The sequence below is a fragment of the Acidimicrobiia bacterium genome, from assembly GCA_036396535.1.
GTDB lineage: Bacteria > Actinomycetota > Acidimicrobiia > Spongiisociales > UBA5794 > DASWKR01.
The window spans coordinates 152,739-176,488 of sequence record DASWKR010000035.1; the positions used below are offsets into that span (position 1 = coordinate 152,739).

Here is a 23,750-nt window from a genome sequence, read left to right on the forward strand (position 1 = left end):
CGCAGGCGGAAACGAAGCCCCCGCGGCCTGTCAGGGCGCCAGCAGGGCGGTGAGCTCCTCGGACGCCACGACACCCTCGAAGCGGCCGATGATCGTCCCCTGCTCGTCGGTCACGAAGATCCAAGGCTCGGATGGCAGGCCGAACGCCACAACCGAGGGCGCCAGAAAGCTCGGGTCGTCCGGGGAGAATGCCGCGTCGTCGAACCCGGTGTACACCTCGACGTGGACGAAGTTCACGTCTGGGTGCTGCGGGGCGACGCCTTTCACGACCTCGAGCAGGGGGCCACACGCCTCGGTCCTGCAGAACGCAGGAGTCGAGAACGTGATCACGCTCTTGCGACCCGACGCCAGCGCTTCATCGATCGACTGCTCGTACAGCCGATCGAGGGGCTCGGGATCCGTCGTCAACTCGTCGATCGGCAGGTCATCGAGCGTCGGGCTGGCGACGGACGGAGCCGTTGAGCCCAAAGCGGGTGCCTGGGTCTGTTCCCGCACTGTGAGCGCGGTCACCCCGGACGGCCCGGAGCTCGGGATCACAGTCACCGTCCAGGTGCCGACGACGTCGAAGTCGAACTCGGCCCGGTAGAGGCCGACCCCCGGGACGATCGACGTGTAGATCCCTTCGGCGCGCTGCGTCGCATCCGAGTCTTGCTCGGGCGCCACCTCGATCGTGACCGGATCGCCCTCCGACCCGAGCCGCGAGTTGTCCGGGCCTACGACGCCGACCAGGACCCGGTAATGGCCGATCCCGACATCGGACGCCGCTTGGACCGGGAACCAGCCTTCCGGGAACGGCCCGCCGCCGGAGCCGCCACACGCCCCTGCGACGAGTGCGGTCGCCAGGAGGGCGCCGAGCATCGACCTCATACGGTGCACGGCTTGACGATAGGTGACCACCCGGGCGCCCTCCGCCGCCGGTGAGGTTCGCACGCCGGTCCGACCGATCCCAGCGACGGCGTCAGGTGTTGATCAGCTGATCGACTTCGTCCGTCGACCGGAAGGACCCGAGGACGTCCGTGATCGCCTCCCATAGCTCGACGACGGCCCAGAAGAGCACACGCAGGAGCACGAGGAGGATGACCACGGTGAGGGCGGCCCGTATCCAGTACAGCCAGTTCTTCGTCGGGTCGAACAGCAGGTGGAACGGGTTCGTCAGCCTGAAGTTCGGATCGGTGTCGGGTGTCTCTTCGACGGCGACGGCCGTCGAAGGGCTTCCGCTGGCGGCCGCGACGGCGCTGCCGGGGTGAGCGGCGGCGATCGGCGGTCCGATGGTCTCCGTGGGCAGGTCTGCGAGAGGGGTGTCGGCCGTCGCCGCCGACGCCGAGTGCACCACGATCTCGTCCGCCCCGGGGTACGGGGGGACCGTGTCGACCGCCGCCTCCACAGGTGGGGCGACGTCCTCCTCGTCGACCCTCGCCTCGGCGTCGTCAGCCAACGATGCCGGCTCTGCAGCGTCCTCGTCGGCCTCGGCTCCCTCAGCCTCGGCATGGCCGGCGTACGCCTGGATCTCGGCGAGCTCGATCAGATCCAGGCCGTCGTGCAAATACTCGATGTCATCGGCTTCCGGGCCGGCCTCGCCGGCGTCGTCGGCTTCGATGGCCGACTCCGTGTCGACTTGCGCCTCAACCTCCGCCTCAACAGTCGACTCCGCGTCGGCATCCGCCTCGACATCGACCTCGGAGTCCGCCTGGGTATCCGGCTCAGGCTCACCGGCTTGCCCGGCCTCGGCCTCGACCTCCACTTCGGCCTCCACCTCGGCCGCCCCGGCGTCCGCCTCGGCAGCCGCGTCCGGGGCTGCCGGGGGCTCTGCCTCGACGGGCCCGAGCGCGGCAGGCTCGAGCGGCGCATCCTCGGACGGGGCATCCTCGGACGGGGCATCCTCCAGCGCGGCGGCCTCGAGGGCAGCCAGGCCGGACAGGTCGGAGCGATCGAGGGAGAGCGCCTCCGCCAGCGCTTCGAGCATGTCGCTCCCCGGTAATGCGGCGCTGCGCTCCCAAGAGCGCACGGCGGCTGCGGTCTGCCCGAGCTTCGTCGCCAACTGGCCGAGCGAGAAGCCTCGGGCGAGCCGGCTCTCGCGAATGAGGTCACCGAGTGTCTGGGTGTCTTCCATGGGAGCCTGGGCAGGATATCCGAAGCGGCCGAGTATCACGGGTCAGGCGCCCCGCGATGCGGAAGACTGCTCGCCGCTCTCCGCCCGGGCGTCAGTCGCGGAGGGTTCCGAGGATGTCCTTCATGAGCAAGACAAGATGGAGGTCGTCCGTCGGTGACCGCTCGAACTCGGGGATGAGATGGAGGTAGAAGTCGCGGGCCTGCGGTGTCTCGGCGTGAACCAGCAAGCCCCGGCATCCGATCTCGGTGCCGAGTTGCGCCGTCCGGCTGATGGCGTCGGCGAGGAGACCGGCGCCGAGCCCGCGGCCTTCGTGTTCGATCGACACCCCGAGGCGAGCCAGCAGCGCCACCGGGTGCGGATAGCGGCCGGCGCCTCTGCGAACTCGGGTCGGAGCGTCCTCGATGGAGATGCTGGCCATCGACCAGGCGTAGTAGGCCACCACCCCATCGCTGCCCGCCGGGGTGACGACGAGCACCTTGGCCGTGCCGGCGGCATGCGCCTGGCGGGCGTGGTGACGCATCCACTCCGTGTGCCCGTTGGACCGGCACTCGAAGTCATCGACGACGTCATCGGCCTCGAGCATCCTCGGAGGTCGATACGGTGGCGTCACTCGTCGGTGAACGGCGACGGCCGGGCCATCAGTTCACGGAGCCCGGCGAGGCTACGCGCCGGACGCCGGTTGATTACCTCCCACGCCTGCTGAGCCTCTGCTCCCAAGCTGAACTCGGTGCGATCGGCCAACACTCGCAGCGACGCGGTGGTCAGATTGGTGATGACGAACTCCGTGATATCGGTTCCCGACAACGCCACCGCCCGGTCGATCAGGGCACGTTCCTCGGGGGTCGTTCGCACTTCGAGACGCTCACTCCGTGTTCGCCTTGTTTCGGGCGCCATACTGCTCCTTGTGTACGGCCAATGTACGGCCACTTACTCATCCTGTCGACGCCGACTCCTCCGAGTCGTCGACTGTCTGCGCCCCGGCTCACTTCCAGACAGCCGCCGAGCAACGAGCGCCGACGTGCCTGATTTTGCTCGAGTGATTCTCCCGCGCGCGCCCCTATCGCGCCCGGGCGCGCCCCGAAGGGCTCGGCGACTGCGACCCGATGGACGAACCGAGAATGGCGGAGGCGGACGGGAATCGAACCCGCCAGGGGGCTCTCACCCCCTCTACGGTTTTGAAGACCGCGGGACCCACCAGGCATCCTGACGCCTCCGGGTGGGAGCGTACCCGTGAGATTCGCCCTGTTCGGCGAGCTACTGGTACACCAGCCACATCCGCTAAGTTGATGGCGGCAGGGACCAACGACTGTGCCAGGGATTTGTGATGGCCGAAACGAAACTGATGGTGTGGATCGACCAGGATCTCTGCACGGGCGATGGGATCTGTGAAGAGATCGCGCCCGATGTGTTCGTCGGTCGGGATGACGGCCTCTGGGTCGTCAAGGAGGAGGCCTCCCACTTCGGCACGACCATCGTGTTCGACGGTGTCGATGGCGATGGACACGGGCCGGAGGGGGCCCGCGGGGTCGCCAGAGTCCCCGATTCGCTCATCGACGTGGTGGTGGAGGCAGCCGAGGAATGCCCCGGCGAGTGCATCATGATCGAGCCGTACTCGGCCGAGATCGTCGCCGGCCGGGGCGCCTGACCGATACGCGTCCGGTCGCCCGGCACGTTTCGACTGAGCTCCCTCGACCTCAGCCGGTGATGTAGCTCTCGAGGTCTTGGATCATCGCTTGCTGCCACTCGATGATCGCCCGCACGACGTCGCCGATGGAGACCAGACCGACGACACGGCGTTCCTCATCCACGACCGGGAGGTGGCGGATCCTCTTGTCGGTCATCAGGTTCATGCATTCGCCGAGCGTGCTCGTCGACGTGACCGTCACCACGTCCGCCGTCATGATCTCCGAGACCGCCGTCTGCTTCGATCCCCGGTCGAGGAGGATCACCTTGCGGGCGTAGTCTCTCTCGGAGATGATCCCTGCCAGCAGATCACCGTCCGTCACGACGAGTGCGCCGACCGCCTTCTCCGCCATCAGCTCGAGCGCTCGATAGACCGTGGCGCCGGGCTCGACCGTCCACACGGCGGAGCCTTTCGTCTCGAGCAGATGCGCAACCGTGCCCTGCACCGTCCCTCCCTTCTCGGCCTTCCCGACCCAAACCTACCAATCGGACCCGGCCTAGTTCGCAGGATCGACCATCGGGGTGAGGTCTCAGCCCATCACCGTGTCTCGTCGACTGCCGCGTCCGAGCCGAAGCCGCTCATTCCACTTCGCCCAGATAAGCGCGGCGCATGTCCGGGTTCTCCATGAGCGACTGCGCCGAGTCGGCCAGAACGATCCGTCCCGTCATCAGGACGTAGCCCCGGTCTGCGATGGACAGCGCCATCTTGGCGTTCTGCTCGACCACGAAGACGGTGGTGCCCGCCTCGTTGATCTGGCGGATGATCTCGAAGTTCTGCTGAACGAGGATCGGCGCCAGCCCCATCGACGGCTCGTCCATGAGCAACACCTTGGGGCGTGCCATCAGGGCACGGCCGACGGCAACCATCTGTTGCTCGCCGCCGGAGAGCGTCCCTGCCTTCTGGTGGAGCCGCTCCTTCACCCTCGGGAACATGGCGAAGATGTGCTCGTAGTCCTCTTCGAGATCATCTTCCGAGTCGCGGAGATAGGCGCCGATCTCGAGGTTCTCCTTGACGGTCATGCGCTTGAAGAGCCGCCGGTTCTCGGGGACCATCGTGACGCCGCTCGACACGATCTTCGTCGTCGTTGCGCCCGTCATGATCTTTCCGTCGATCACGACGTCGCCCGCCGTCGGCTTCACCATGCCGAGGATGGTCTTCAGGGTGGTCGTCTTGCCGGAGGCGTTCCCCCCGAGCAGGCAGACGATCTCCCCCGAGTTGATGACGAGGTCGACATCCTTGAGGACGTGGACCGGTCCGTAGTGAGTGTTCACCCCGCGGAACTCGAGCAGCGGCTGGCCGTGTTCCGCCATCGTCAGCCCTCCTCCGTCTCGCGCCCGAGGTACGCCTCGATCACCTGCTCGTTCGTCGAGACCTCCCCGTATGTCCCCTCGGCGATCTTCACTCCGTGGTCGAGCACTACGACCCGGTCGGAGACGTCGCGGACGACGCGCATCTCGTGCTCGATGACGACGATCGTCACGCCGAGGTCGTCCCGCATCTTCGTGATGAGGCCGGTGAGCTCAGAGGTCTCACGCGGATTCATGCCGGCGGTCGGCTCGTCGAGGAGGAGGAGAGTCGGATCGGTCGCCAGCGCTCTGGCGATCTCCAGGCGGCGGCGGTTGGCGTAGGACAGGGCGAAGGCCGGCTGGTCGAAGCGGTAACCGACGAGCCGCGTTCCGAAGAACGAGAGCACGTCCTTCGCCTTCTCCTCGATCTCCCTCTCTTCCTTCCGAAACGCCGGGGTCTGGAAGATCGCCCCGAGCGGGCCCTGTTTCGTCCGGCAGTGCCTCGCCACCATCACGTTCTCGAGAACGGTCATGTTCGGGAAGAGGCGCACGTTCTGGAACGTGCGGGCGATGCCGCGATGGGTGATCTCCGATGGCGCCAGGCCGGTGATGTCCTCGCCGACGAAGTGGATCGAGCCGGCGTCGGGTACCGGGCGGTGGTCTGACGATCCGGTCGACGGCAGCATGCCGGAGATGGCGTTGAAGAACGTGGTCTTGCCGGCACCGTTCGGCCCGATGACGCTGACGATCTCGCCGCCGTCGATGTGGAAGTCAACGCCTCCGAGTGCCTTGAGGCCGCCGAAGGCCTTTTCGAGCCGGTCGATCTCGAGCAGCGGCATCAGCGCGTCGCCTCCGCCGTCTCATCGGCTACCTGCGTCGAGACGATCCAGGCATCCTGGAGGAACTCCTCCTGGTGCAGCTCGCGCGAGCGCCGCACGCTCGGCAACAAGCCCTCGGGCCGCTGCAACATCATGTAGACGAGGATCGCCCCGTAGATGAGCAGCTTGAACTCGGCGAACTCTGCGAGCACACCGGGTTGGGTGGGCCCGCCGAGCACGCCGATGAGCACGAGCGCCCCGACGATCACGCCCGGGATGTTGCCCATCCCTCCGACGATGACGACGACCAACACGATGATCGAGACGAGCAGCTCGAAGCTGTTGGGGAACACCGAGCCGACCTTGATGGCGAAGATCATCCCTCCGAAGGAGGCAAGGATGGCGCCGGCGACGAAGGCGAGGAGCTTGGCCCTCACGGTGTCGATGCCCATGGCTGCGGCGACCGATTCGTCCTCGCGCATCGCCGCCCACGCCCGGCCGATGCGTGACTTGGACAACCGCCACGACACGTAGATGGCGATCGCAACGAACACCATGACGATGTAGAAGATCGACTTCGGGTTGATTCCCGTGATCGTCACATCGAGGACATCGAGCTTGGCGGCCGGGATCTGGCGAACACCCTGCGCTCCCCCGAACGTCGGAGACAGCCAGTCGGACAAGAAGAGGATGCGGACGATCTCGCCGAAGCCGAGCGTGACGATCGCCAGGTAATCACCCCGCATCCTGATCACCGGCGTGCCGACCAGGATGCCGGCGACGATGGCGGCGAGGACGACGACGCCGAGCACGATCCATCCCCCGGCTGCCAAGAAGTCGACCGTCAACATGGGCTTGAACCGCGGCGAGATCGGCGACGTGAGGACCGCCGTCGTGTACGCCCCGACCGCGAAGAACGCAACGTACCCCAGGTCGAGCAACCCGGCGTAACCGACGACGATGTTGAGGCCCAGCCCCATCAACAAGAACAGTCCGACATTGGCGAGCAGCTCGTTCACGATGGTCCCCAAGAACGCGGGAAGTGCGAGTGCCAGCACCACGAGCACCACGCCGAGGACGATGCGGTACCGGCTCGGCACCGTCGCCTCTCCGGAGTGCAGGCGGGCTCGGGTGCGCCCGACGGCGCCTGCGAAACGATACGCCACGAATCCGGCACCCCCCGCCACAACCATCGCACCGGGGACGGTCAACCCTCCGTTGATGTCGTACAGGTGTGTGCGGAACCACCCGTTCAGGTCGTTGACGACCACCTGGAGGATGGCGACGACAAACACCCAGGACAAGGCCCCGAAGAGGCCGCGGCGGGCTCGTTCGGAGAGCATGGACGCTCCCCCACCGAGCGCTCCGAGCAACAACGACCCCCCAACGAGGATGGCGAGCGCCGAGCCCAGTCCCCGTCCGAACGTGAGGAGCTCGACGACGCCGGGAGAGAGCTTCACGAAGATGCCCCTCATGTCCCACGCATCCACCGCAACAGCCAAGAGCCACAGGAAGAGCGCGGTGATGCCGCCCGTCAACGCACCGGCGAGCAGCTTCGAGATGGCGCTCTGAGAGTCAATCGCTCCCTCGACCACGTCCTGCTTCGAGGCCATGTAGCCGGAGCCGAACGGCACCCACCCGACGGCGAGGTACCCGAGGCTGAGGATCGGAGCGATGAGGATTCTCCTGTCGAACGCCTCGAGCATCCCGATGGCGACGATGAACACCGTCGTGAGCCCACCGATGAACCCGAGCTTGGCGGTCTTCCGCCAGTCGATGCGGGAGGCGGGCCTGTTCGGGCGGGCGGCCTCGCCGGCAGATTCGATGGAGGGCTTCGTCGACGTCGCCATCAGGCGCGATCCTCCAACGCCAGGCGCTCACCGAGCAGGCCGGATGGTCTGAAGATGAGAACCAGGAAGAGCGCATAGAACGCAACCACATCCTTGATCTGGAAGAGGCCGGGAATCGTCTGACTCCACGACAGGACCCCGGCAACGCCCCCGAGAATCGCGATGGCACCCGGCAGGTACAGCCGCGACGTTCCTCTGGCTCGTCCCGACACGACCGCGAGCACCCCTGTCGCGAGCAGGACGAGGCCCAACCACAACGGGACCTCCCAGCGCAGCCCGAAGAGGATGGTCTGCGGTCCGACGCCCTCGAACACGCCCAGAGCGATGCCCCCGATCATGGCGCCGACCAGGTTGCCGATCCCGCCGAGCACGGCGGCGGTGAACGCCTTGATACCGGGGAGGAACCCGGTGAACGAGTTGACCCCGCGGAAGAGGATCGCCCACAGCAGCGCCGCCACCCCTGCCATCGATCCGCCGACTGCGAACGTCGTCACGATGGTGCGATCGACGTTGATCCCCATGAGGGCAGCGATCTCCTTGTCCTCGGCGACGGCGCGCATCGCCCGTCCCGTCTTCGTGCGGGTGACGAACTGGTAGAGCACGAGCATCGAAAGGAGGGCGACTACGACGGCGATGAGCTTGGTGCCGTCGATGGCGAAGATTCCGAAGTTCACGCGACCCGTGACCCACTCCGGCAGACCCACTTCGGTCAGTGGGGGGTACGTCTTCACGGTCGGGCCCGTGAGGCCGAGCACTGCATTCTGGATGAAGAAGGACACCCCGATCGACGTAATGAGCGGTATGAGCCGGGGAGCGCCGCGCAGCGGGCGGTAGGCGATCCGCTCGATCAAGACCGCGAGGGCCGTCGACGTGGCCACCGCGGCGAGGAGGACGACGACGATCGACACGTAGAAGTTGTTCGTCCACATGCCGGTCCGGAAGAAGGCGTCCGCGGTGAAGTAGCCGACGATGGCGCCCGACATGAACACCTCGCCGTGGGCGAAATTGATGAACCCGAGTACGCCGTAGACCATCGAGTAGCCGAGGGCGATGAGCCCGTACATAGATCCTTGGGCGACGCCGGCGACGATCAGGTCGCGTAGCGCCTCGCCGGTGAGGGCTTCGCCGCTGCTCGCCAGGGCGATGTAGCCGATGAGTCCCCAGAGGATGACGAACGCCGAGAACGCCTTGACGACGAAGAGGAATGACTCGACCCAGTCGAAGGTCCACCCGACTCGGAGCCCATTGCTCGCCGGCGCTCGCTCGGTGACGGTTGCCATGATTCCGAGGGATTCAAGCGTAAAACGCGGCTCGGCGCCGGGGAAACCCCGGCGCCGAGCCGTCTCGTTCGTCTCTCGGACCGGGTCAGCCGCCCGTGATCAGTGGCAGCAAGTCCTCCCGGCCGGCGCTGAACTGCACGTTCGTCGGAGTGGCGTCGGCGTCGCCCTCGTGCAGCACGACTGAGATCTCCTGCGAGCCGCAGTCGCCGAACTCGTCGCACGTCAAACTACCGATCAGCCCGGCGAAACCGGACGTCGCAGATAGCTCATCTCGGAGCGCCTGCCGGTCGATCGTCAGGCTGCCGTCTCCATTGTCGACGGCAACCGCATCGATTGCAGACAGCAACATGATCGTGGCGTCATACGAGTGGGCCCAGAACGGCGCGCTCGGCGCCTCCCCATACGTTGACTCGTACGTCGCCAGGAAGTCCGTCGGCGTCACACCGGTGACGCTGGCGTTCTCCGCTGCGAAGTTGGTGTTCGGGCCGGAGAAGTACATCCCCGTCGACTCGGGCAGGGCGAGGAAGTTCGACACGAGCAGGCCATCCGCCGCCATGAGGACGACGTCTTCGAGGCCGGACACGCCCCCGACCTGCTGAACGATGAAGTCACCCTCCGGCGGGAAGATCGGGAAGAAGATGAGCTGCGGGCTTCCCGCGGCGACCTCGGTGAGAACCGGCGTCATGTCGGTGTCACCCTTGTTGACCGCAGTGAACACGGAGACGGTTCCTCCGAGCGCCTCGTATGCGGAGCGGAACGCCGACGCCAGACCGTTGGTGTACGGGTCGCCGTCGTGGATCGCCGCCGCCGTGGTCAGCCCGAGCTCTTCGAACACGAACTTGGCCGCCGCGGCTCCCTGGAACAGGTCATTGTGGGCGGTTCGGTAGTACCCGACGTTGAAGTCGGTGCCGGGGTTGCCCTGCAGATCCGATGTGAGGGCCGGCGACGTGTTGGCCGGCGAGATCATCACCATGCCGGCCGCCGAGATCAACGGCGCCGCGGCAACGGCCGCACCGGAGCACGAAGTGCCGATGACGCCGACGACCTGGGTGTCGGCGACGATGGTCTGACCGGCTGCCTGACCGCCTTCGTTCAGGCACAGGTCGTCCAAGCCCTGGCCCATGTTGACGTCGTGTCCTTGGATCTGGCCGTAGTCGAGGATTGCCAGCTCCGTAGCCCTCTGGTTCGGGATGCCGAGGAAGGACACGTCACCGGTGATCGCCTGGAGCGACCGGATCTGGATCGCCTCGCCTGCCGCCACCTCGACGGTGCCGAGCTCGGAGGGCGGGACCGTGGTCTCCGGGGGAGCCGTCGTCTCCGGGGGCGCCGTCGTCTCCGGGGGCGCCGTGGTGTCGGGCGCCGCCGACGTCGTCGTGGTGTCCCCTGGCGCTGCGGTCGTCTCGCTCGTGCCGTCTCCGCAGGCGGCTGCGAGGAGCGCAAACGCAGCGAGGACCGCCAGCAGATAGCGGAATCGCTTGTTTCTCATCAGTTGCATTCCTCCATGTATTGCCGGGCCTGAGCCAGGCAGTGACGCGTGAGTGTAACGAAGCACCGGGGAGACACGCATTCCGGGCTCGCACGCTCCCTCAAGATACACACATGGGGCCGTGCCGTGCATGTGAGCCGGGCCCGGAGTGACCGCAACGCCCCGGCGGGGGATACCATCGCCTCTGATGACCGATGGACCACGCTCCGGCAGGCAGCGGCCTCGCCTGACCGCCACCGTCACAGACGTCGAGGTGGTGAGGCAACGCGCCTACCTCGTCGGCGTCGTGACACGGGATCGCGAGGCAAGCGCTTCAGACGGGTCGCTCGACGAGCTCGGCTTGCTCACCGAGACCGCAGGCTCCGAGCCGGTCGAGGCGACCCTCGTTCGCCGCGATCGCCCGGATGCGGCGCTGTTCATCGGAAAGGGAAAGGCGGCAGAGATCGCCAGTTCGACGAAGGCGCTCGACATCGACGTCGTCGTGTTCGACAACGAGCTGACGCCTGCGCAGCAACGCAACCTCCAGAACCTCTTCGAGTGCGACGTGGTCGACAGGGTGGCCGTGATCCTCGACATCTTCGCCCAGCACGCCTCGAGCAGGGAGGGGATGCTCCAGGTGGAGCTCGCTCAGCACCGCTACCGGTTGCCCCGACTACGCGGCCGAGGGATCGAGATGTCCCGGCTCGGCGCCGGGATCAACACGAGGGGCCCCGGCGAGACCCAGCTCGAGACAGACAGGCGCCGCATCCTCGATCGGGTCCGCAAGCTCGAGAGCGAGCTCCAGGAGCTCGGCCGGGGGCGGGAGACGCGCAGCAAGGCTCGCCGAAGGTCCAAGCTGCCGCTCGTCTCGCTCGTCGGCTACACGAACGCCGGGAAGTCGACGTTGTTCAACCTCCTCACCGGCGCCGACGTGCTCGTCGAGGACCAGCTCTTCGCAACGCTCGACTCGACGGTGCGCAAGGTCCACATGCCCGGCGGCCACGAGATCCTCGTGTCGGACACGGTCGGGTTCGTCAGGCGACTCCCCCACCAGCTCGTCGAGGCGTTCCGCTCAACGCTCGAGCAGGTGAACGAGGCGGATCTCATGGTCCACGTCGTCGACGCATCGGACCCCGACCCCGATCAACAGATCACCGCGGTGAGGACCGTGCTCAGCGAGATCGGCGCGGCCGATCTGCCCGAGTTGATCGTCGTCAACAAGATCGACGCCGCCGACCCGGCGGCAGTCGACCGGCTGCTGGCGCTCTACCCCGGAGCGGTGGCGGTGTCTGCCCTCACCGGGGAAGGCCGTCATCGGCTCGAGGATGCCATCTTCGACCGGCTCGCAGTCGGCAAGGTCGAGCTCGACCTTCTCTTCCCGTACGACAGCGGCGACGCTCTGGCGACGCTGCACCGGGTCGGTGAGGTCACGAAGACGGTGCACGAGGACAGAGGAACCTTGGTCCACGCCAAGATCCCGCAGCACGCCGCCCACCGTTTCTCCGATTTCGCCATCCACGGCTGACGGGCTCGGCGCCGCTCACATGAGATCCATGATGTCCCGTGACAGGTCTGCCTCCTCGGCAGGCCCCGACTCTCTCCTGCGCTCGGCGACGACCGGTACCAGTACGGCGGAGATGTAGACGACCTGGATGAACAGCGCCAGGAGTCCTGCGAGGGTCAGGCCGAGCCCGATCGGCACGCTGAGGACGACGGGGACCAGCGCACCGAGAACCCAGGCGAATTGGAAGAAGGTCTCCGCATTCGTGAAGGCCCTGCCCCGGGCGGCCGTCGGGATCGTCGCCTGGAGCAGCCCGTCGAAGCCGAATTTGGCCGTGCCCCACGCCAAGCCGGCGGCGAGCGCCAGGACCGCCGACGCGCCGAGACCGAAGACCTGGGCGGCGACGAACGCAGCTGCAGCCTCGACGGCGAGGCCGGCGACGACCATCGGCTCCTCGGAGAGGTAACGATCGAAGGCCGGCGTGAGCAGAGCCGCCAAGAAGAACCCGGCACCTCCTGCCGCCAGCACGGCCGAGAAGTCGAGCGCTCGTGCGTCGACCTCCTTCAGCTCGAAGGCGACCAGCAAGAGCAGGAAGCCGTTGAGGAGCCGGACCGCCGCGGTTGCGAAGCGAGCGAGACGGACGGGACGAGGCATCGGGCTCCGCCGGGCGGCGGCGTCGAGCACGACGTCGAGCTGTGGCAGGCCCCGAGCGGCAACCGCGGAGGCCACGAACACACCGGCTGCGAGCACGAGTACGAACTCGGCGCCGATGCCCCAGATCCCGAGGAAGCCGAAGGGGGCGACGGCGGCCGTTCCGAGCACGCCGATCCTGGCGATCTGGGCGTTCGCCGTGATCACCTCGTGAGGTCCCGAGAGGACGACGGGGAGCACGCTCGAGCGGGCGATGCCGTGGAAGCGGGACATGACAAGCAATGCGAACGCCAGCGGGAAGAGGACGATCGAGTCGAGCTGGAAGGCCATCACGATCGCCGTGAAGGCCCTCAGTCCGGCGCTGGCGACCATTCCGCTGCGGTACGCAGTCGGGAACCTCTCGAAGATCCTTCCGAGGAAGGGCCCCAGCACGGCGAAGGGCGCCAGTGTGATGAGGAGGTAGAGGGCGACCCGCTCGCGCGCCTGAGTCGACGGCACTTGGAAGAAGAGCGTCCCTGCCAAGGCCATCGCTACCAGGGTGTCCCCGGCCACGGAGCCTGCGTGTGCCTGGCCGAGTCGACGGAAACCTGCGCCACGTGACGAGAAGAGGAGGCGGAGGCGCTCGGCGGTGCGCCGTGATCCGCTGCGAACCGCTCGTCGCATCCGGCTTGCAGGACGAGGCGCCTCCGTCACGGTGTCCAAGGTATCAGGAGCCGACCTGACTCACAGCAAGTAGGCGAGCCTGACGCTCGGGGGCTTCCTGAGAGCCGGCGCAGGTCACACCTGAGCGAACGGATCGTGATCTCCAATGTCGCCGCCGCAGAACTGGCAGGTCGTCCGGTGGGGCGGGACGGCGGCGCCACAGTGGCGGCACTCGGTCGCCGACCTCGTCACCCGGCCGTCCTCGTGGCCGTCGAGCATGTCGAGCTCGCCGATCTTCGCCTCGAGCTGTTCCGGGCTGAGGCCGCTCTCCTCGAGGAGCGCCCACATGGCCTGCACGACGAGCACGAGTCGGTCGATCCGGTCGTGCAGCGCCATGACCTTCGCCTCCGGCGTGCTCGGGGCGCTCATGGACGACGCCGCGGCGCGGTTGAGCGACTGGTCGCGGCTTCCCATCAGATATCCCCACATGAAGTTCACGGGTTGATTATCGGACATTCGCCCAGGCACTGGAGTCAACGCCTGCCGTCCCTAGGGGACGGCAGGTGAAGGCCCGCCGTCCCTAGGGGACGGCAGGTCACGTCCCCCGTACTATCGATCCATGCACGTCACCGTGGTCGGCGCAGGATCCTGGGGGACGGCCGTCGCCGCCATGGTGTCCGCCCGGGCGCCGGTGACGCTCTGGGCGCGGCGCCGCGACCTGGCGGATGCGATCAACACGGAGCGCCGGAACCCGGCGTACCTGCCCGACTTGGCGCTCCCCGACCCGATCGCGGCCACCGACTCCCTCGAGGAGGCGGTCGCGCAGGCGGATGTCCTCGTGCTCGGAGTGCCGTCGCACGGGATGCGGGAGGTGCTCTCGTCGGCGGCGGCAGGTGTGAGAAGCGACGTCCCGATCATCAGCCTCGCCAAGGGCATCGAGCACGGCACGTTGATGCGCATGACCGAAGTCATCTCAGACGTGCTGCCCGAGCACCCGGTGGAGACGATCGGAGTGCTCACCGGGCCGAACCTGGCGAGAGAGATCGTGGAAGGCCAGCCGGCCGCCTCCGTGATCGCCATGGAGGCCGAGGGCGTCGCCCACGAGCTGCGGGGCCTGTTCATGTCGCCGACATTCCGCGTCTACACCAACACGGACGTGATCGGCTCCGAGTCGGCGGGTGCGGTCAAGAACGTGATGGCCATCGCGGCGGGAATGGCGCACGGGCTCGGCTTCGGCGACAACAGCACGGCGACTCTCATCACGCGGGCACTGGCCGAGCTGACGAGGCTCGGCGTTGCCATGGGTGGCCGGCCGATCACCTTCTCGGGCCTGGCTGGGATGGGCGACCTCATCGCCACGTGCGTCAGCACGCGATCGAGGAACCACCAGGTCGGATTCGGCCTGGGGATGGGCAGATCCCTCGACGAGGTCACGGCCGAGATGAAGATGGTGGCGGAAGGCGTGAAGTCCACCGAGGGAGTGCTGGCGCTGGCGGCGAGGCACGGGGTCGAGATGCCCATCGCCGAGCAGGTCGGGCGGGTGCTCTACGAGGGCGCAACCCCGACAGAGGCGCTGACGTCGCTGATGGCACGCGAGGCTCGCTCCGAGCACGAAGGGATCCCCGGTGTATGAGGTCGTGATCGGAGATGACGGTACCGCCCGATGCTGGTGGGGCGCCTCCACCCCGGACTACGCCGAGTACCACGACCGGGAGTGGGGACGTCCCGTGGCGGAGGAACGCCTGCTGTTCGAGAAGCTGTGCCTCGAAGGTTTCCAGTCGGGTCTCAGCTGGTTGACCATCCTCCGTCGCCGCCCAGGGTTCCGCACCGCCTTCCACGGATTCGACCTCGAACGGGTCGCCGCCATGACCGACCGTGACGTCACCCGCCTCCTCGGTGACGAGTCGATCATCCGCCACAGGGGGAAGATCGAGTCCACCATCAACAACGCCAAGCGGGCCGTCGAGATCCGGGCCGAGCGCGGGTCGCTGGCCGCATACTTCTGGCCGTGGGAGCCGCCTGGGGCGCGCCCGAAGCTCGAACCGACGAGCCAGGAGTCGACGGCGCTCGCCAAGGACCTCAAGAAACGAGGATTCAGCTTCGTCGGGCCGACGACCGTGTACGCCTTCATGCAGGCGATGGGGATCGTGAACGACCACTTGGAGGCGTGTCATGCGTACGCCGAGGTCGAACGGGAGCGATCGGCGTTCACCCGGCCGGCGTGACGCCGCCGGCGCTGTGGACGTCAGGCCGGGTCGCCGACGGCCAGTTGTTGTGCAGCCCTGCTGTGCGCCAGGACGACCTCCATCAGGGCTTGTACGTAATCGGGGTCGACGCCGAGCGACACGGCGTCGGCTCGCGCCTCTGCGACGAGCTCCGCCTCCCTCTCGGGAGAGCGCATCGGGAGGCCCCTGGCGGACTTGATCCTGGCGATCTCGACCGAGGAGTGCAGCCTGGCGGCGACGAGCCTCACCAGCTCGCGGTCGATCCTGTCGATCTCGTCGCGCAGCGTCGGGATGCCGAGCGAATGCATCAGCTCGCGAAAGCCGGCTATGTCCATCTGCCCGCCGTTGCCTGCCATCGCAGATGCCGGCGACGGATGCACCGACACGACGAGGCCGTCGGCGCCCGCCCCCCGACCGGCCAGCGCCAGCGGTCGGATCAGCTCTGAGCCGGCCCGCCCCGTTCCCGGGTCGATCACGATCGGGAGGTGAGAGAGGCGCTGCACGACGGGAACGGTCGAGATGTCGAGGGTGTCGGAGGTGCGCGGATCGAATCCGCGGGAGCCTCGTTCGCAGAGGACGACTTGGTCGTTGTCCTCGTTGAGGATGTACTCGGCAGCCATGAGCCACTCGTCGATCGTGGCCGACTGGCCCCGGTGGAGCATCACCGGCTTCTGGGTCGCGCCCGCCACTCGCAGCAGGACGAAGTTCTGCATGTTGTCCGGGCCGATCTCGATCATGTCGATGTGCTCGGCCACGAGGTCGACGTGCTTCGGCTCGAGTACCTCGGTCACGGTCGGCAGGTCGCTGGTGCGCCCTGCGTGCTCGAGCTTCCACAAGCCGTCCTCACCGAGGCCCTTGAACCCGTACGGGGACGTCTCCGCCCTGTAGGTGCCGCCCCTCAGCATCGAAGCACCGGCTTCTGCGGCGGCGGCGGCGACCGCATCGATCTGCTCTTCGGATTCGACCGCCACCGGACCCGCGATGACCGGGTACGAGCCGTCACCGAAGCGGACGTTCCCGGCGACGACGATCGTCGTCTCGGCCGTCGACTTCCTGTGGCTCTTGAGTTGCGGGGTCTCGCTCATGGATGCTCCTGATGTTGGAGGCCCCGGACAACAAGAAGCCCGAAGCCTCGTCCGGCTTCGGGCTGGTGGTGATGCGTCAGCTGCTCGTCAGCGCGCTTCCTCGGCCCGGGCCGGCGACCCGGTAAAGACGTACGCGTAGGAGCGTGTGGCTGGCATCTCGGGCAATGTACCGCTCACTCGAGGGCCCGGCAACCTGGGATCTGGGCTCGCCGTCACGGGATCGGGCGACGACTAGGGGGTCGGAGCCTGTCCGGGACCGCGCCTCCGTACCTCTTCGACGTGCACGAGCGCCTCTCTCAGCTCGGCGAGCCAGACATCCAGGTTCTTCTCGACCATCCGAACGCACCACGCGAGGGCGTCGCTGCGGCTTCGAGCGACGCCACCGTCGACGAGCGTGTCGAGCACCCGGCGCTCCGAGAGCCGGAGCCGGGTCATCGCCGGGATCGAGAGATGCGTGAAGAGCACCCCCGTATCGCCGCACCTGGCGCCCCAGCCGACCTTGCGCAGGTACTTGCCCTCCGCTTCGGCGGCGATGTGCATCCTGGCAGCTCTCGTTTCCTCCCTGTGCTCGTCGATGGCGACCAGCGGGTCGTCGGCGGCGGGGAGCCTCCCCACCACGAGGATCTCTGCGTCGTCGAACGTGACCTGGACCTCGCCCTCGAACCAGTCCGGGATCCGCTCGGCGAAGAACTCATCCAACTCTGCCTGTTCCACGGTCGGTCGCTGCATGATTACAAGATTACATCGTGCCGCAACCCATGGGAAGCCCCTCCGAGTCAGTCTTTCAGGGGCCGGTATGCACCCTGGCTGTAGACCAGTGGCTCGCCGTCGGCGATCCAGGCGGCATGGACCTCGCCCACATAGATGACGTGGTCACCGGCCGGAAGCGACGCCGTCACGCGGCACTCCAGCACTGCGAGGGCCCCGGCGAGGTGAGGGAGGCCGGTGACCCCCCGGCTCCAGTCGACACCGTCGAAGCGCTCCCCGTGATCGACGAAGGCGAATCGCTCCGACAGTCGCTCCTGGCCGGCCGAGAGGATGTTCACCGCCAACATGGCCGACTCTGCCACGAGCTTGGTCGTCTCCTTGTCGACCGCCAGAGAGACCAGCACGAGATGCGGCTCGAGGGCTACCGAGCAGAACGCCGACACGGTCATCCCACCGATGTCACCACCGAGCGCCGAGGTGACGACAGTCACTCCGCTGGCGAATCGACTCAGGGTCGATCGAAATGTCTCGCGGTCGAGCCGTACGGGTTCCAACCAGCCACCTCGGCGTGGGAGCTTAGGCAGCGCCGCCACCGCATCCTCCGGCATCCCTCACGCTGCGAGCACCCGGCGTGCCGCCGCGACGAGGAGCGGCGCCAGCGCCTCGTAGCGGGCGAACCGTGCATCGGTGGTCTGCCCCCTCGCATAGCGAGCGAAGATCTGCTCGATGATCACGGCGATCCTGAAGTAGGCCAGCCCCAGGTAATACTCGAAGTCGTCGAGGCGGAAGCCTGCCGCGGCGGCGTACCGCGCCACCACTTCGTCCTTCGTCATGTAGGGGGTGAGCGTCACCGCCCTCTCCGCGAACACGAGATATGTCGGGTCGGAGGCATCCGCCCAGTATCCGACGAGCGTCGCCAGGTCGACGAGGGGGTCACCGAGCGTCGCCATGTCCCAGTCGAAGACCGCCACGACCTCGCCGTCGTCGTCGAGCATGGTGTTGTCGAGCTTGTAGTCGTTGTGGAGAACCACGGAGGCCTGCGGCTCGGGCACACCGCCGCGGAGGGCGTCGAGGACCGGCCCGACGTCCGGGACGTCTCGGGTCTTGGCGTCCTCCCAGCGCGCCGCCCAGCCCTCGACTTGTCTCGAAACGAAACCTTCGGGGCGGCCGAGGTCGGAGAGCCCGACGTCGGCGGGATCGATCCGGTGGAGCCGAGCCAACGTCTCCACGAGGGACTCGGCGGTTCTCCTGCGGGCTGCGGCGCCCTCCCCGAACGCCGCCGGCCATGCGTCCCTCACGACGTGGCCCTGGCGACGCTCCATCACGAAGAACGGCTTGCCCATGATGGAAGGGTCGCCGCAGTAGTGCCACGCACGCGGCGCTTGGGGAAACCGGCGCCATAGCCGCGACAGGACCTTGTGCTCCCGCGCCATGTCGTGGCCGCCCCTGGCAACGTCCCCGAGCGGAGCGCGACGCAGCACGAGCTCGACGGGACCGGCGACCGCCCGGTACGTGAGGTTGGCGGCGCCCCCCGGGAACTGGTCGTACGAGATCGGATGCTCCGCGACGAGGTCGGGCAGCGCCTCCCGCAGATGACGGGTCACGGCGGCCTCGTCGAAACGCTCCTCGGGGCGGATCGGCGTGGTGTCGGCCGCCCTCATCCGACGGTGCGCCACGCGAGCACTACGAGGAGCACGAGCCCGAGAGCGGGCAGCAACAGCTCGACGAGGTCGCGACCTGCCGAGACGCGGCGGCGCACCTCGCTCGACGCCAGCTCCCGTCTGAGCACGATGGCGACCCCGGCGAGGCTCAGCAGAGTGCCGACCACGAGCACGACGATCTGCGCGGCGGTCACGGCGACGAGATTACCGAGGTGGCGACCGTCGGATGCCCCGCAGGTGGCGCCCGGCGGCACGTCGTGGGATCACGACCAGCGGATCATGCGAACAGCCGGTCGACCGCCATGGCGGTGAACAGCCCTGCCAGATACACGTTCGAGTAACCGAAGAACCGCATGGCGTCGCCTGCGTGGGCCATGAGGCCCCGGACCGAGGCGAACAGCCACACTCCGAGGGACAGCGCGGCGCCGAGGTAGATCCAGCCGACTGCTCCGAGCGGGTACAGCAACAGCGAGACGCCGACGAGGATGATCGTGTAGGCAGACATGTGCTCGATCGTCTGCCGCTCGCCCACCACGACCGGAAGCATCGGCACGCCCGCTGCGGCGTACTCGTCCTTGTAGCGAAGAGCCAGCGCCCAGAAGTGGGGCGGGGTCCAGAAGAAGACGATGGCGAACATCACCCAAGCAGGGAGGGCGAGGGAGTCGGCGACGGCCGCCCACCCGACGAGGACCGGCACCGCACCCGCAGCCCCTCCGATGACGATGTTCTGCGTGGACGAGCGCTTGAGGAACATCGTGTAGACGACGACGTAGACGAGGAGACCGAGCGTCGAGAGCACGGCGGCCAGCATGTTCGTCGCCTGCCACAGCCAGACGAACCCGGCGGCGCCGAGCACGATCCCGAACGCCAGCGCCCGTCCCGGTTCGATGCGGTCGGTCGGGAGCGGCCGGCGCCTCGTCCGATTCATGATCCTGTCGATGTCGCGATCGAGGACCTGGTTGATGGCGTTGGCGCCGGCGGCCGAGAGCGTCCCGCCGACCAGTGTGGCGGCAATGAGCCGGCCGCCCGGCCAGCCCCCCGCAGCGACGAACATGGCGGGAACCGTCGTCACGAGGAGCAGCTCGATGATCCTCGGCTTCGTCAGCTCGAGATAGGCGCGCACGGCCGCCCCGCCCCCGGACGGGAAGGAGAGCGGATCTGTGAGCCTCACCTGGTCGTCTGTCACGGCACGGCCGTCACAGGTGCGCGGATGCTGAGAACACGACTTCCGAGCAGGATCGTCGCCACCCAGACGACGTCTGCCGCCAGCAAGTGGAGGATCTGCACCACGAGTGGAGTCAGCAGGGCGATGTTGAGGACGCCGATCCCGATCTGAGCGAGCACGGTCACCTGGATGACCCGCACGAGGTGGATCGTGTCGGGTCGATCGAGCGAAGGGTGCGCCGCAAGGATGAGTATCCCGACACCGACGACGGCGGCGACGGCCGGGTGGATCGTCCGCAAGCGGACGAGGAAGTGGGCGGTCGCTGCCAACTCCTGGGTGATCCCGTCCAGCACCGACGCGACGGGGAAGACGGTGTCGGCGAGAGCGTTGAGAGCGCCCGTCGCTCCCACGACAACCAGCCCCCCCGCCATGGCGGCGACGATCCGCCCCTGTGGCGAGGCCAACGAAGGAGCTATCCGGCCACCGCCTCGCGCCAGGTGCAACGCCACCGCGATCGCGGCGAGCAGAAAGAACGTGTTGACGAGGTGGAGTGGGACGATCGTCGCCCTCCCTACGGAGGCGTCCGTGCCGACCCATCCGGTCACCACCAGAGTTCGACCGATGAGCGCCTCGACGGTGAGGAGTCCCAGCACCCACCACATCGCCTTGCGCAAACCGTCGCCTCGAGACGTGCTCCGCCAGGCGAGCACGGCGACCGTCACCGCCAGGATGCCGAGAACGCCGGTCGCCAGGCGGTGGGAGAACTCGATGATCGTGTCCGTCCCGGGCGAGATCGGGACGATCTGCCCGACGCACTGCGGCCACGAGGGTCCGCATCCGGCGCCCGAGCCCGTCGCCCTCACGACGGCGCCGCCGAGCACGACCAGGACCGTGAGGATGAGAAGCGCCCACAGGGAGCCGATGAGCGTACGTCGGTCGCGGGCGTCCATCGCAACAAGGCTACCGGCGGCGTCGTCGGGTTCCGCCGAGGAGTCGGCCGCTCGTCGACACAGGTGGCATAGAATTGGCCCCGCCAGGAGAAAGGAGGGACCGTGAAGAAACTTCTCGTGCTCCTGATGGTGATCGGCATCGTCGCAGCCGTCGTCAAGGTCATGAACGTGGAGACCCACGCCTCGGACGGCTGACCGTCCGGCCGGCTCACTCCAGCAAGAACGCCTTGATCTGCTTCACGTAGTCATCGGAGCGGGTCATGATCGATTCATGGCCCGCTCCGGTGAGTTCCACCACCCGGTCGCCTCCCACGAGCGAGGCGAGCTGGCGTTGCGCAGTCGGCGAGACGACGAAGTCGTCCGTGGGGACGATCACCATCGTGTCGACGCCGAGTGACTCGATCCAGAGGCGCGAGTCGAACAGCCAGGCGGCGCGGCCGATCTCGTAGTGGAGGGTCGGGTCGCGGCGCAACAGGGCGGCGTGCATCCAGCGCTCGTGCTCCGGAAGCAATGCTCCCGTGCGGGCCATGAGCCGCCGCGAGATGGCGGCGAACTCGTTGCGACTCACCCTCGCCAGCGCCCTGCCGACCCAGAAGGCGGCCCTTGCGAGAGGGCGTCTCCTGTACACCGGCCAGGCGGCCGTGGCGCCGAGCACGAGCTTGGTGACCCTGCCCGGGTGGCGCCTCACGAGCTCCTGGGCCACCATTCCACCGAGCGAGTACCCGAACATCGCGAAGGTCTCGACGCCGATGGCGTCGAGCACGCCGGCGAGGTCGTCTGCCATCCTCTCGACCGTCAGCGGCCCCCTCACCCAGTCCGACTTCCCGTGGTCGCGATGGTCGGGAACGATGACCCTGAAGTCCTCGGCGAGCGGCTCGATCACCCTGTAGAACGTCATCTCACCGTCGAATCCCCACCCGTGGACGAGCACGAGCGGTGGAGATCCGGGGTCGCCGGCCTGGCGGACGAACAGCTCGATGTCTCCGACGAAGACGCTCCTCCCCGGTACCCGGATCGGACGCTCTTGCGGACCGCGAAACCGCGGCTCGATCTCGGGGCCGAGCAGGCGCCAAGCCATCCACCCGAACCCGAGCCACCAGAGGATCCTGCGCGCAGTCGTCATCGTTGCCGTCCATCCAGCGGGTCGGTGGCGAACACGTGGTCCTCAACCGGGATGCCTCCGACGAGGTGCTCGACCACGATCCTCTCCATGACGTCGACGTCGACCGAGTGGTACCAGACGCCATCCGGGTAGACGACGGCGATCGGGCCTTGCTCGCAGAGGCGTAGGCAGTCGGCCTTGGTCCGCAGCACGCAGCCTCGCCCCGGCGGCGTCGGCGGCGGCGGTTCACCAACGTTCGTCCCGCGCCACGTCGGCGGCGGCGATGCGATGTCGAGCTCCTTGAGGCGGCGCTTCAGGTGACTCCAGACCGCCGATGACTCCTCGTACGTCGAGCATCGCGGTGTCGTCTGCTCGGCGCACAGGAAGATGTGCCGCTCGATCGCGCCGATCGACAGGGCGGCTGCGATGGCGGCGAGCCGCTCGACGTCTGCATGCTCGTCACTCATGTCACGGTGATCCGTCCCGCCGGACCGTCTGCGAAGTCGCGCCCCACGATCTCACCGACGACGGCGCCGGTGACGTTCTCGTCGTGCAGCGCCTGCAGCAGGGCGCCACTGAGGGGGCGGTCGACGGCGATGAGCAGGCCCCCGCTCGTCTGGGCATCGGCCAGCACGACCCGAAGCGCCTCCGCCACGCCCGGGGCGAACGTGGTGTACCGCGCCGTGGATGCGATGTTGCGATCGGTGCCCCCCGGCACTACGCCTTCTGCTGCGAGCTCGACGACGCCGTCGAGGACCGGGACGTCGGCAGCCACGACGACTGCGCTGACGCCGCTCGCCTTGACGATCTCGCCGAGGTGCCCGAGCAGACCGAATCCGGTGACGTCGGTGGCTGCTCTCACGCCGATCCTCCGCATCGCCCGGGCGGCGCCGTCGTTGAGCGTCGCCATCAGGTCGACCACGGCGTCCCGCTGGCCGGGGAGCACCCGGTCGCGCTTGATGGCGGTGGTGATGATCCCCGTACCCAGGGCCTTGGTGAGCACCAGGACGTCGCCCACCTTGGCTGCGGCGTTCGTGACGACTTCGTCGGGATGCACCAGGCCGGTGACGGCCATGCCGTACTTCGGCTCGTCGTCGTCGATCGAGTGGCCGCCGAGAAGCGTGCAACTGGCTGTGGAGAGCACATCGACGCCTCCTCGCATCACTTCGCCCAGCATGTCGAGCGGCAGCTTGTCCCTCGGCCAGGCGACGATCTGGAGGGCGGTCAGGGGGGTTCCACCCATGGCGTAGACGTCGGAGAGCGCATTGGCCGCCGCGATCCGACCCCAGTCGTAGGGCTCGTCGACAACCGGCGTGAAGAAGTCGACCGTCTGCACGAGGGCGACGTCGTCGGTGAGCCGGTAGACACCCGCGTCGTCGCTACCACCGATCCCGACGATGAGGTCCGGGTGGCTGACGGGACCCATGTTGTGCAAAGGGCGCAAGACTTGCGCCAACTCGTCAGGACCGAGCTTGCATGCTCAACCGGCCCCGTGCGAGTAAGCCGTCAACCGCTCCACGGCCACCTCCTTCCGCGGCCGAGTGTATGCAGCACCCAGGCGCCGCAG

The 23,750-nt window shown here is 67.7% G+C and carries 25 protein-coding genes, 1 tRNA gene and 1 pseudogene; 4 read left to right on the forward strand and 23 right to left on the reverse strand.

Going from position 1 to position 23,750, the window contains the following annotated elements; translation table 11 throughout:
* Positions 1 to 30 precede the first annotated feature (30 nt).
* The 5 genes from VGC47_06690 to VGC47_06710 all read right to left on the reverse strand — a co-directional run bounded on the left by VGC47_06690 (position 31) and on the right by VGC47_06710 (position 3,324).
* Positions 31 to 876 carry a hypothetical protein gene (locus VGC47_06690; GenBank protein ID HEX9854983.1) on the reverse strand — a complete coding sequence of 282 codons (846 nt, stop codon included), beginning with the start codon at positions 874 to 876 and terminating at the stop codon, positions 31 to 33.
* 82 nt (positions 877 to 958) lie between these two features.
* On the reverse strand, positions 959 to 2,110 hold the full coding sequence (locus tag VGC47_06695; protein HEX9854984.1) for a helix-turn-helix domain-containing protein: 1,152 nt from the start codon (positions 2,108 to 2,110) through the stop codon (positions 959 to 961).
* Between the two features lie 91 nt (positions 2,111 to 2,201).
* Complete coding sequence (locus VGC47_06700) at positions 2,202 to 2,693, reverse strand: N-acetyltransferase (GenBank protein HEX9854985.1); 492 nt, start codon at positions 2,691 to 2,693, stop codon at positions 2,202 to 2,204.
* Positions 2,694 to 2,716: 23 nt separating this feature from the next.
* Positions 2,717 to 2,962 carry a DUF1778 domain-containing protein gene (locus VGC47_06705; GenBank protein HEX9854986.1) on the reverse strand — a complete coding sequence of 82 codons (246 nt, stop codon included), beginning with the start codon at positions 2,960 to 2,962 and terminating at the stop codon, positions 2,717 to 2,719.
* A gap of 267 nt (positions 2,963 to 3,229) precedes the next feature.
* A tRNA-Sec gene (locus tag VGC47_06710) sits at positions 3,230 to 3,324 on the reverse strand.
* 110 nt (positions 3,325 to 3,434) lie between these two features.
* Here VGC47_06710 and VGC47_06715 point away from each other — a divergent pair.
* Complete coding sequence (locus tag VGC47_06715; GenBank protein ID HEX9854987.1) at positions 3,435 to 3,755, forward strand: ferredoxin; 321 nt, start codon at positions 3,435 to 3,437, stop codon at positions 3,753 to 3,755.
* 49 nt (positions 3,756 to 3,804) lie between these two features.
* On the opposite strand, the gene VGC47_06720 is transcribed toward VGC47_06715, so the two are convergent.
* From VGC47_06720 to VGC47_06745, 6 genes are all read right to left on the reverse strand, one after another.
* On the reverse strand, positions 3,805 to 4,239 hold the full coding sequence (locus tag VGC47_06720; protein ID HEX9854988.1) for a CBS domain-containing protein: 435 nt from the start codon (positions 4,237 to 4,239) through the stop codon (positions 3,805 to 3,807).
* Positions 4,240 to 4,372: 133 nt separating this feature from the next.
* A complete protein-coding gene (locus tag VGC47_06725; protein HEX9854989.1) occupies positions 4,373 to 5,104 on the reverse strand; it encodes an ABC transporter ATP-binding protein in 732 nt (243 codons plus the stop codon).
* A 2-nt stretch (positions 5,105 to 5,106) separates the two neighbouring features.
* On the reverse strand, positions 5,107 to 5,919 hold the full coding sequence (locus VGC47_06730) for an ABC transporter ATP-binding protein (protein HEX9854990.1): 813 nt from the start codon (positions 5,917 to 5,919) through the stop codon (positions 5,107 to 5,109).
* On the reverse strand, positions 5,919 to 7,748 hold the full coding sequence (locus VGC47_06735; protein HEX9854991.1) for a leucine/isoleucine/valine transporter permease subunit: 1,830 nt from the start codon (positions 7,746 to 7,748) through the stop codon (positions 5,919 to 5,921). The genes VGC47_06730 and VGC47_06735 overlap by 1 nt, the downstream gene beginning before the upstream one ends.
* Positions 7,748 to 9,028, reverse strand: a complete 1,281-nt coding sequence (locus VGC47_06740) for a branched-chain amino acid ABC transporter permease (protein ID HEX9854992.1) — start codon at positions 9,026 to 9,028, stop codon at positions 7,748 to 7,750. The genes VGC47_06735 and VGC47_06740 overlap by 1 nt, the downstream gene beginning before the upstream one ends.
* Positions 9,029 to 9,113: 85 nt before the next feature.
* Positions 9,114 to 10,514 (reverse strand): ABC transporter substrate-binding protein, encoded by a 1,401-nt coding sequence (locus VGC47_06745; GenBank protein HEX9854993.1) that lies wholly within the window; start codon positions 10,512 to 10,514, stop codon positions 9,114 to 9,116.
* Positions 10,515 to 10,701: 187 nt separating this feature from the next.
* Here VGC47_06745 and hflX point away from each other — a divergent pair, with 187 nt between their 5' ends.
* Complete coding sequence (gene hflX / locus VGC47_06750) at positions 10,702 to 12,018, forward strand: GTPase HflX (GenBank protein HEX9854994.1); 1,317 nt, start codon at positions 10,702 to 10,704, stop codon at positions 12,016 to 12,018.
* A 15-nt stretch (positions 12,019 to 12,033) separates the two neighbouring features.
* On the opposite strand, the gene VGC47_06755 is transcribed toward hflX, so the two are convergent.
* Both VGC47_06755 and VGC47_06760 read right to left on the reverse strand, forming a co-directional pair.
* Entirely contained in the window at positions 12,034 to 13,338 is a 1,305-nt protein-coding gene (locus VGC47_06755; GenBank protein ID HEX9854995.1) for a hypothetical protein, read from the reverse strand.
* Between the two features lie 84 nt (positions 13,339 to 13,422).
* Positions 13,423 to 13,785 (reverse strand): hypothetical protein, encoded by a 363-nt coding sequence (locus VGC47_06760; GenBank protein HEX9854996.1) that lies wholly within the window; start codon positions 13,783 to 13,785, stop codon positions 13,423 to 13,425.
* 121 nt (positions 13,786 to 13,906) lie between these two features.
* Between VGC47_06760 and VGC47_06765 the strand changes: the two genes are divergently transcribed.
* Both VGC47_06765 and VGC47_06770 read left to right on the forward strand, forming a co-directional pair.
* Complete coding sequence (locus VGC47_06765) at positions 13,907 to 14,920, forward strand: NAD(P)H-dependent glycerol-3-phosphate dehydrogenase (GenBank protein HEX9854997.1); 1,014 nt, start codon at positions 13,907 to 13,909, stop codon at positions 14,918 to 14,920.
* Positions 14,913 to 15,512 carry a DNA-3-methyladenine glycosylase I gene (locus VGC47_06770; GenBank protein ID HEX9854998.1) on the forward strand — a complete coding sequence of 200 codons (600 nt, stop codon included), beginning with the start codon at positions 14,913 to 14,915 and terminating at the stop codon, positions 15,510 to 15,512. Before VGC47_06765 ends, VGC47_06770 begins: the two co-directional genes overlap by 8 nt.
* Before the next feature lie 20 nt (positions 15,513 to 15,532).
* On the opposite strand, the gene VGC47_06775 is transcribed toward VGC47_06770, so the two are convergent.
* The 10 genes and pseudogenes from VGC47_06775 to selD all read right to left on the reverse strand — a co-directional run bounded on the left by VGC47_06775 (position 15,533) and on the right by selD (position 23,651).
* Positions 15,533 to 16,597, reverse strand: coding sequence for a bifunctional 3-deoxy-7-phosphoheptulonate synthase/chorismate mutase (locus VGC47_06775; protein HEX9854999.1), 1,065 nt, complete (start codon positions 16,595 to 16,597; stop codon positions 15,533 to 15,535).
* A 231-nt stretch (positions 16,598 to 16,828) separates the two neighbouring features.
* On the reverse strand, positions 16,829 to 17,326 hold the full coding sequence (locus VGC47_06780) for a hypothetical protein (GenBank protein ID HEX9855000.1): 498 nt from the start codon (positions 17,324 to 17,326) through the stop codon (positions 16,829 to 16,831).
* A gap of 47 nt (positions 17,327 to 17,373) precedes the next feature.
* Complete coding sequence (locus VGC47_06785; protein ID HEX9855001.1) at positions 17,374 to 17,859, reverse strand: flavin reductase family protein; 486 nt, start codon at positions 17,857 to 17,859, stop codon at positions 17,374 to 17,376.
* A gap of 57 nt (positions 17,860 to 17,916) precedes the next feature.
* Complete coding sequence (locus VGC47_06790) at positions 17,917 to 18,966, reverse strand: phosphotransferase family protein (GenBank protein HEX9855002.1); 1,050 nt, start codon at positions 18,964 to 18,966, stop codon at positions 17,917 to 17,919.
* Positions 18,963 to 19,160, reverse strand: coding sequence for a hypothetical protein (locus VGC47_06795; GenBank protein HEX9855003.1), 198 nt, complete (start codon positions 19,158 to 19,160; stop codon positions 18,963 to 18,965). The genes VGC47_06790 and VGC47_06795 overlap by 4 nt, the downstream gene beginning before the upstream one ends.
* Positions 19,161 to 19,243: 83 nt before the next feature.
* A complete protein-coding gene (locus tag VGC47_06800; protein HEX9855004.1) occupies positions 19,244 to 20,152 on the reverse strand; it encodes a heme o synthase in 909 nt (302 codons plus the stop codon).
* Positions 20,149 to 21,081, reverse strand: coding sequence for a COX15/CtaA family protein (locus VGC47_06805; GenBank protein ID HEX9855005.1), 933 nt, complete (start codon positions 21,079 to 21,081; stop codon positions 20,149 to 20,151). The genes VGC47_06800 and VGC47_06805 overlap by 4 nt, the downstream gene beginning before the upstream one ends.
* A gap of 208 nt (positions 21,082 to 21,289) precedes the next feature.
* A complete protein-coding gene (locus VGC47_06810) occupies positions 21,290 to 22,204 on the reverse strand; it encodes an alpha/beta hydrolase (protein HEX9855006.1) in 915 nt (304 codons plus the stop codon).
* Complete coding sequence (locus tag VGC47_06815) at positions 22,201 to 22,650, reverse strand: ferredoxin (protein ID HEX9855007.1); 450 nt, start codon at positions 22,648 to 22,650, stop codon at positions 22,201 to 22,203. The genes VGC47_06810 and VGC47_06815 overlap by 4 nt, the downstream gene beginning before the upstream one ends.
* Positions 22,647 to 23,651: pseudogene (gene selD / locus VGC47_06820) on the reverse strand (selenide, water dikinase SelD). The gene VGC47_06815 and the pseudogene selD overlap by 4 nt, the downstream one beginning before the upstream one ends.
* Between the last annotated feature and the right edge of the window lie 99 nt (positions 23,652 to 23,750).

Bases quoted from the DNA above. Each gene is read 5' to 3' on its own strand.
- VGC47_06745 (HEX9854993.1), bottom strand. From the start codon at position 10,514: ATGAGAAACAAGCGATTCCGCTATCTGCTGGCGGTCCTCGCTGCGTTT.
- hflX (HEX9854994.1), top strand. From the start codon at position 10,702: ATGACCGATGGACCACGCTCCGGCAGGCAGCGGCCTCGCCTGACCGCC.
- VGC47_06715 (HEX9854987.1), top strand. From the start codon at position 3,435: ATGGCCGAAACGAAACTGATGGTGTGGATCGACCAGGATCTCTGCACG.
- VGC47_06780 (HEX9855000.1), bottom strand. From the start codon at position 17,326: ATGCAGCGACCGACCGTGGAACAGGCAGAGTTGGATGAGTTCTTCGCC.
- VGC47_06815 (HEX9855007.1), bottom strand. From the start codon at position 22,650: ATGAGTGACGAGCATGCAGACGTCGAGCGGCTCGCCGCCATCGCAGCC.
- VGC47_06810 (HEX9855006.1), bottom strand. From the start codon at position 22,204: ATGACGACTGCGCGCAGGATCCTCTGGTGGCTCGGGTTCGGGTGGATG.
- VGC47_06700 (HEX9854985.1), bottom strand. From the start codon at position 2,693: ATGCTCGAGGCCGATGACGTCGTCGATGACTTCGAGTGCCGGTCCAAC.
- VGC47_06740 (HEX9854992.1), bottom strand. From the start codon at position 9,028: ATGGCAACCGTCACCGAGCGAGCGCCGGCGAGCAATGGGCTCCGAGTC.
- VGC47_06805 (HEX9855005.1), bottom strand. From the start codon at position 21,081: ATGGACGCCCGCGACCGACGTACGCTCATCGGCTCCCTGTGGGCGCTT.
- VGC47_06765 (HEX9854997.1), top strand. From the start codon at position 13,907: ATGCACGTCACCGTGGTCGGCGCAGGATCCTGGGGGACGGCCGTCGCC.
- VGC47_06695 (HEX9854984.1), bottom strand. From the start codon at position 2,110: ATGGAAGACACCCAGACACTCGGTGACCTCATTCGCGAGAGCCGGCTC.
- VGC47_06725 (HEX9854989.1), bottom strand. From the start codon at position 5,104: ATGGCGGAACACGGCCAGCCGCTGCTCGAGTTCCGCGGGGTGAACACT.
- VGC47_06775 (HEX9854999.1), bottom strand. From the start codon at position 16,597: ATGAGCGAGACCCCGCAACTCAAGAGCCACAGGAAGTCGACGGCCGAG.
- VGC47_06790 (HEX9855002.1), bottom strand. From the start codon at position 18,966: ATGAGGGCGGCCGACACCACGCCGATCCGCCCCGAGGAGCGTTTCGAC.
- VGC47_06735 (HEX9854991.1), bottom strand. From the start codon at position 7,748: ATGGCGACGTCGACGAAGCCCTCCATCGAATCTGCCGGCGAGGCCGCC.
- VGC47_06730 (HEX9854990.1), bottom strand. From the start codon at position 5,919: ATGCCGCTGCTCGAGATCGACCGGCTCGAAAAGGCCTTCGGCGGCCTC.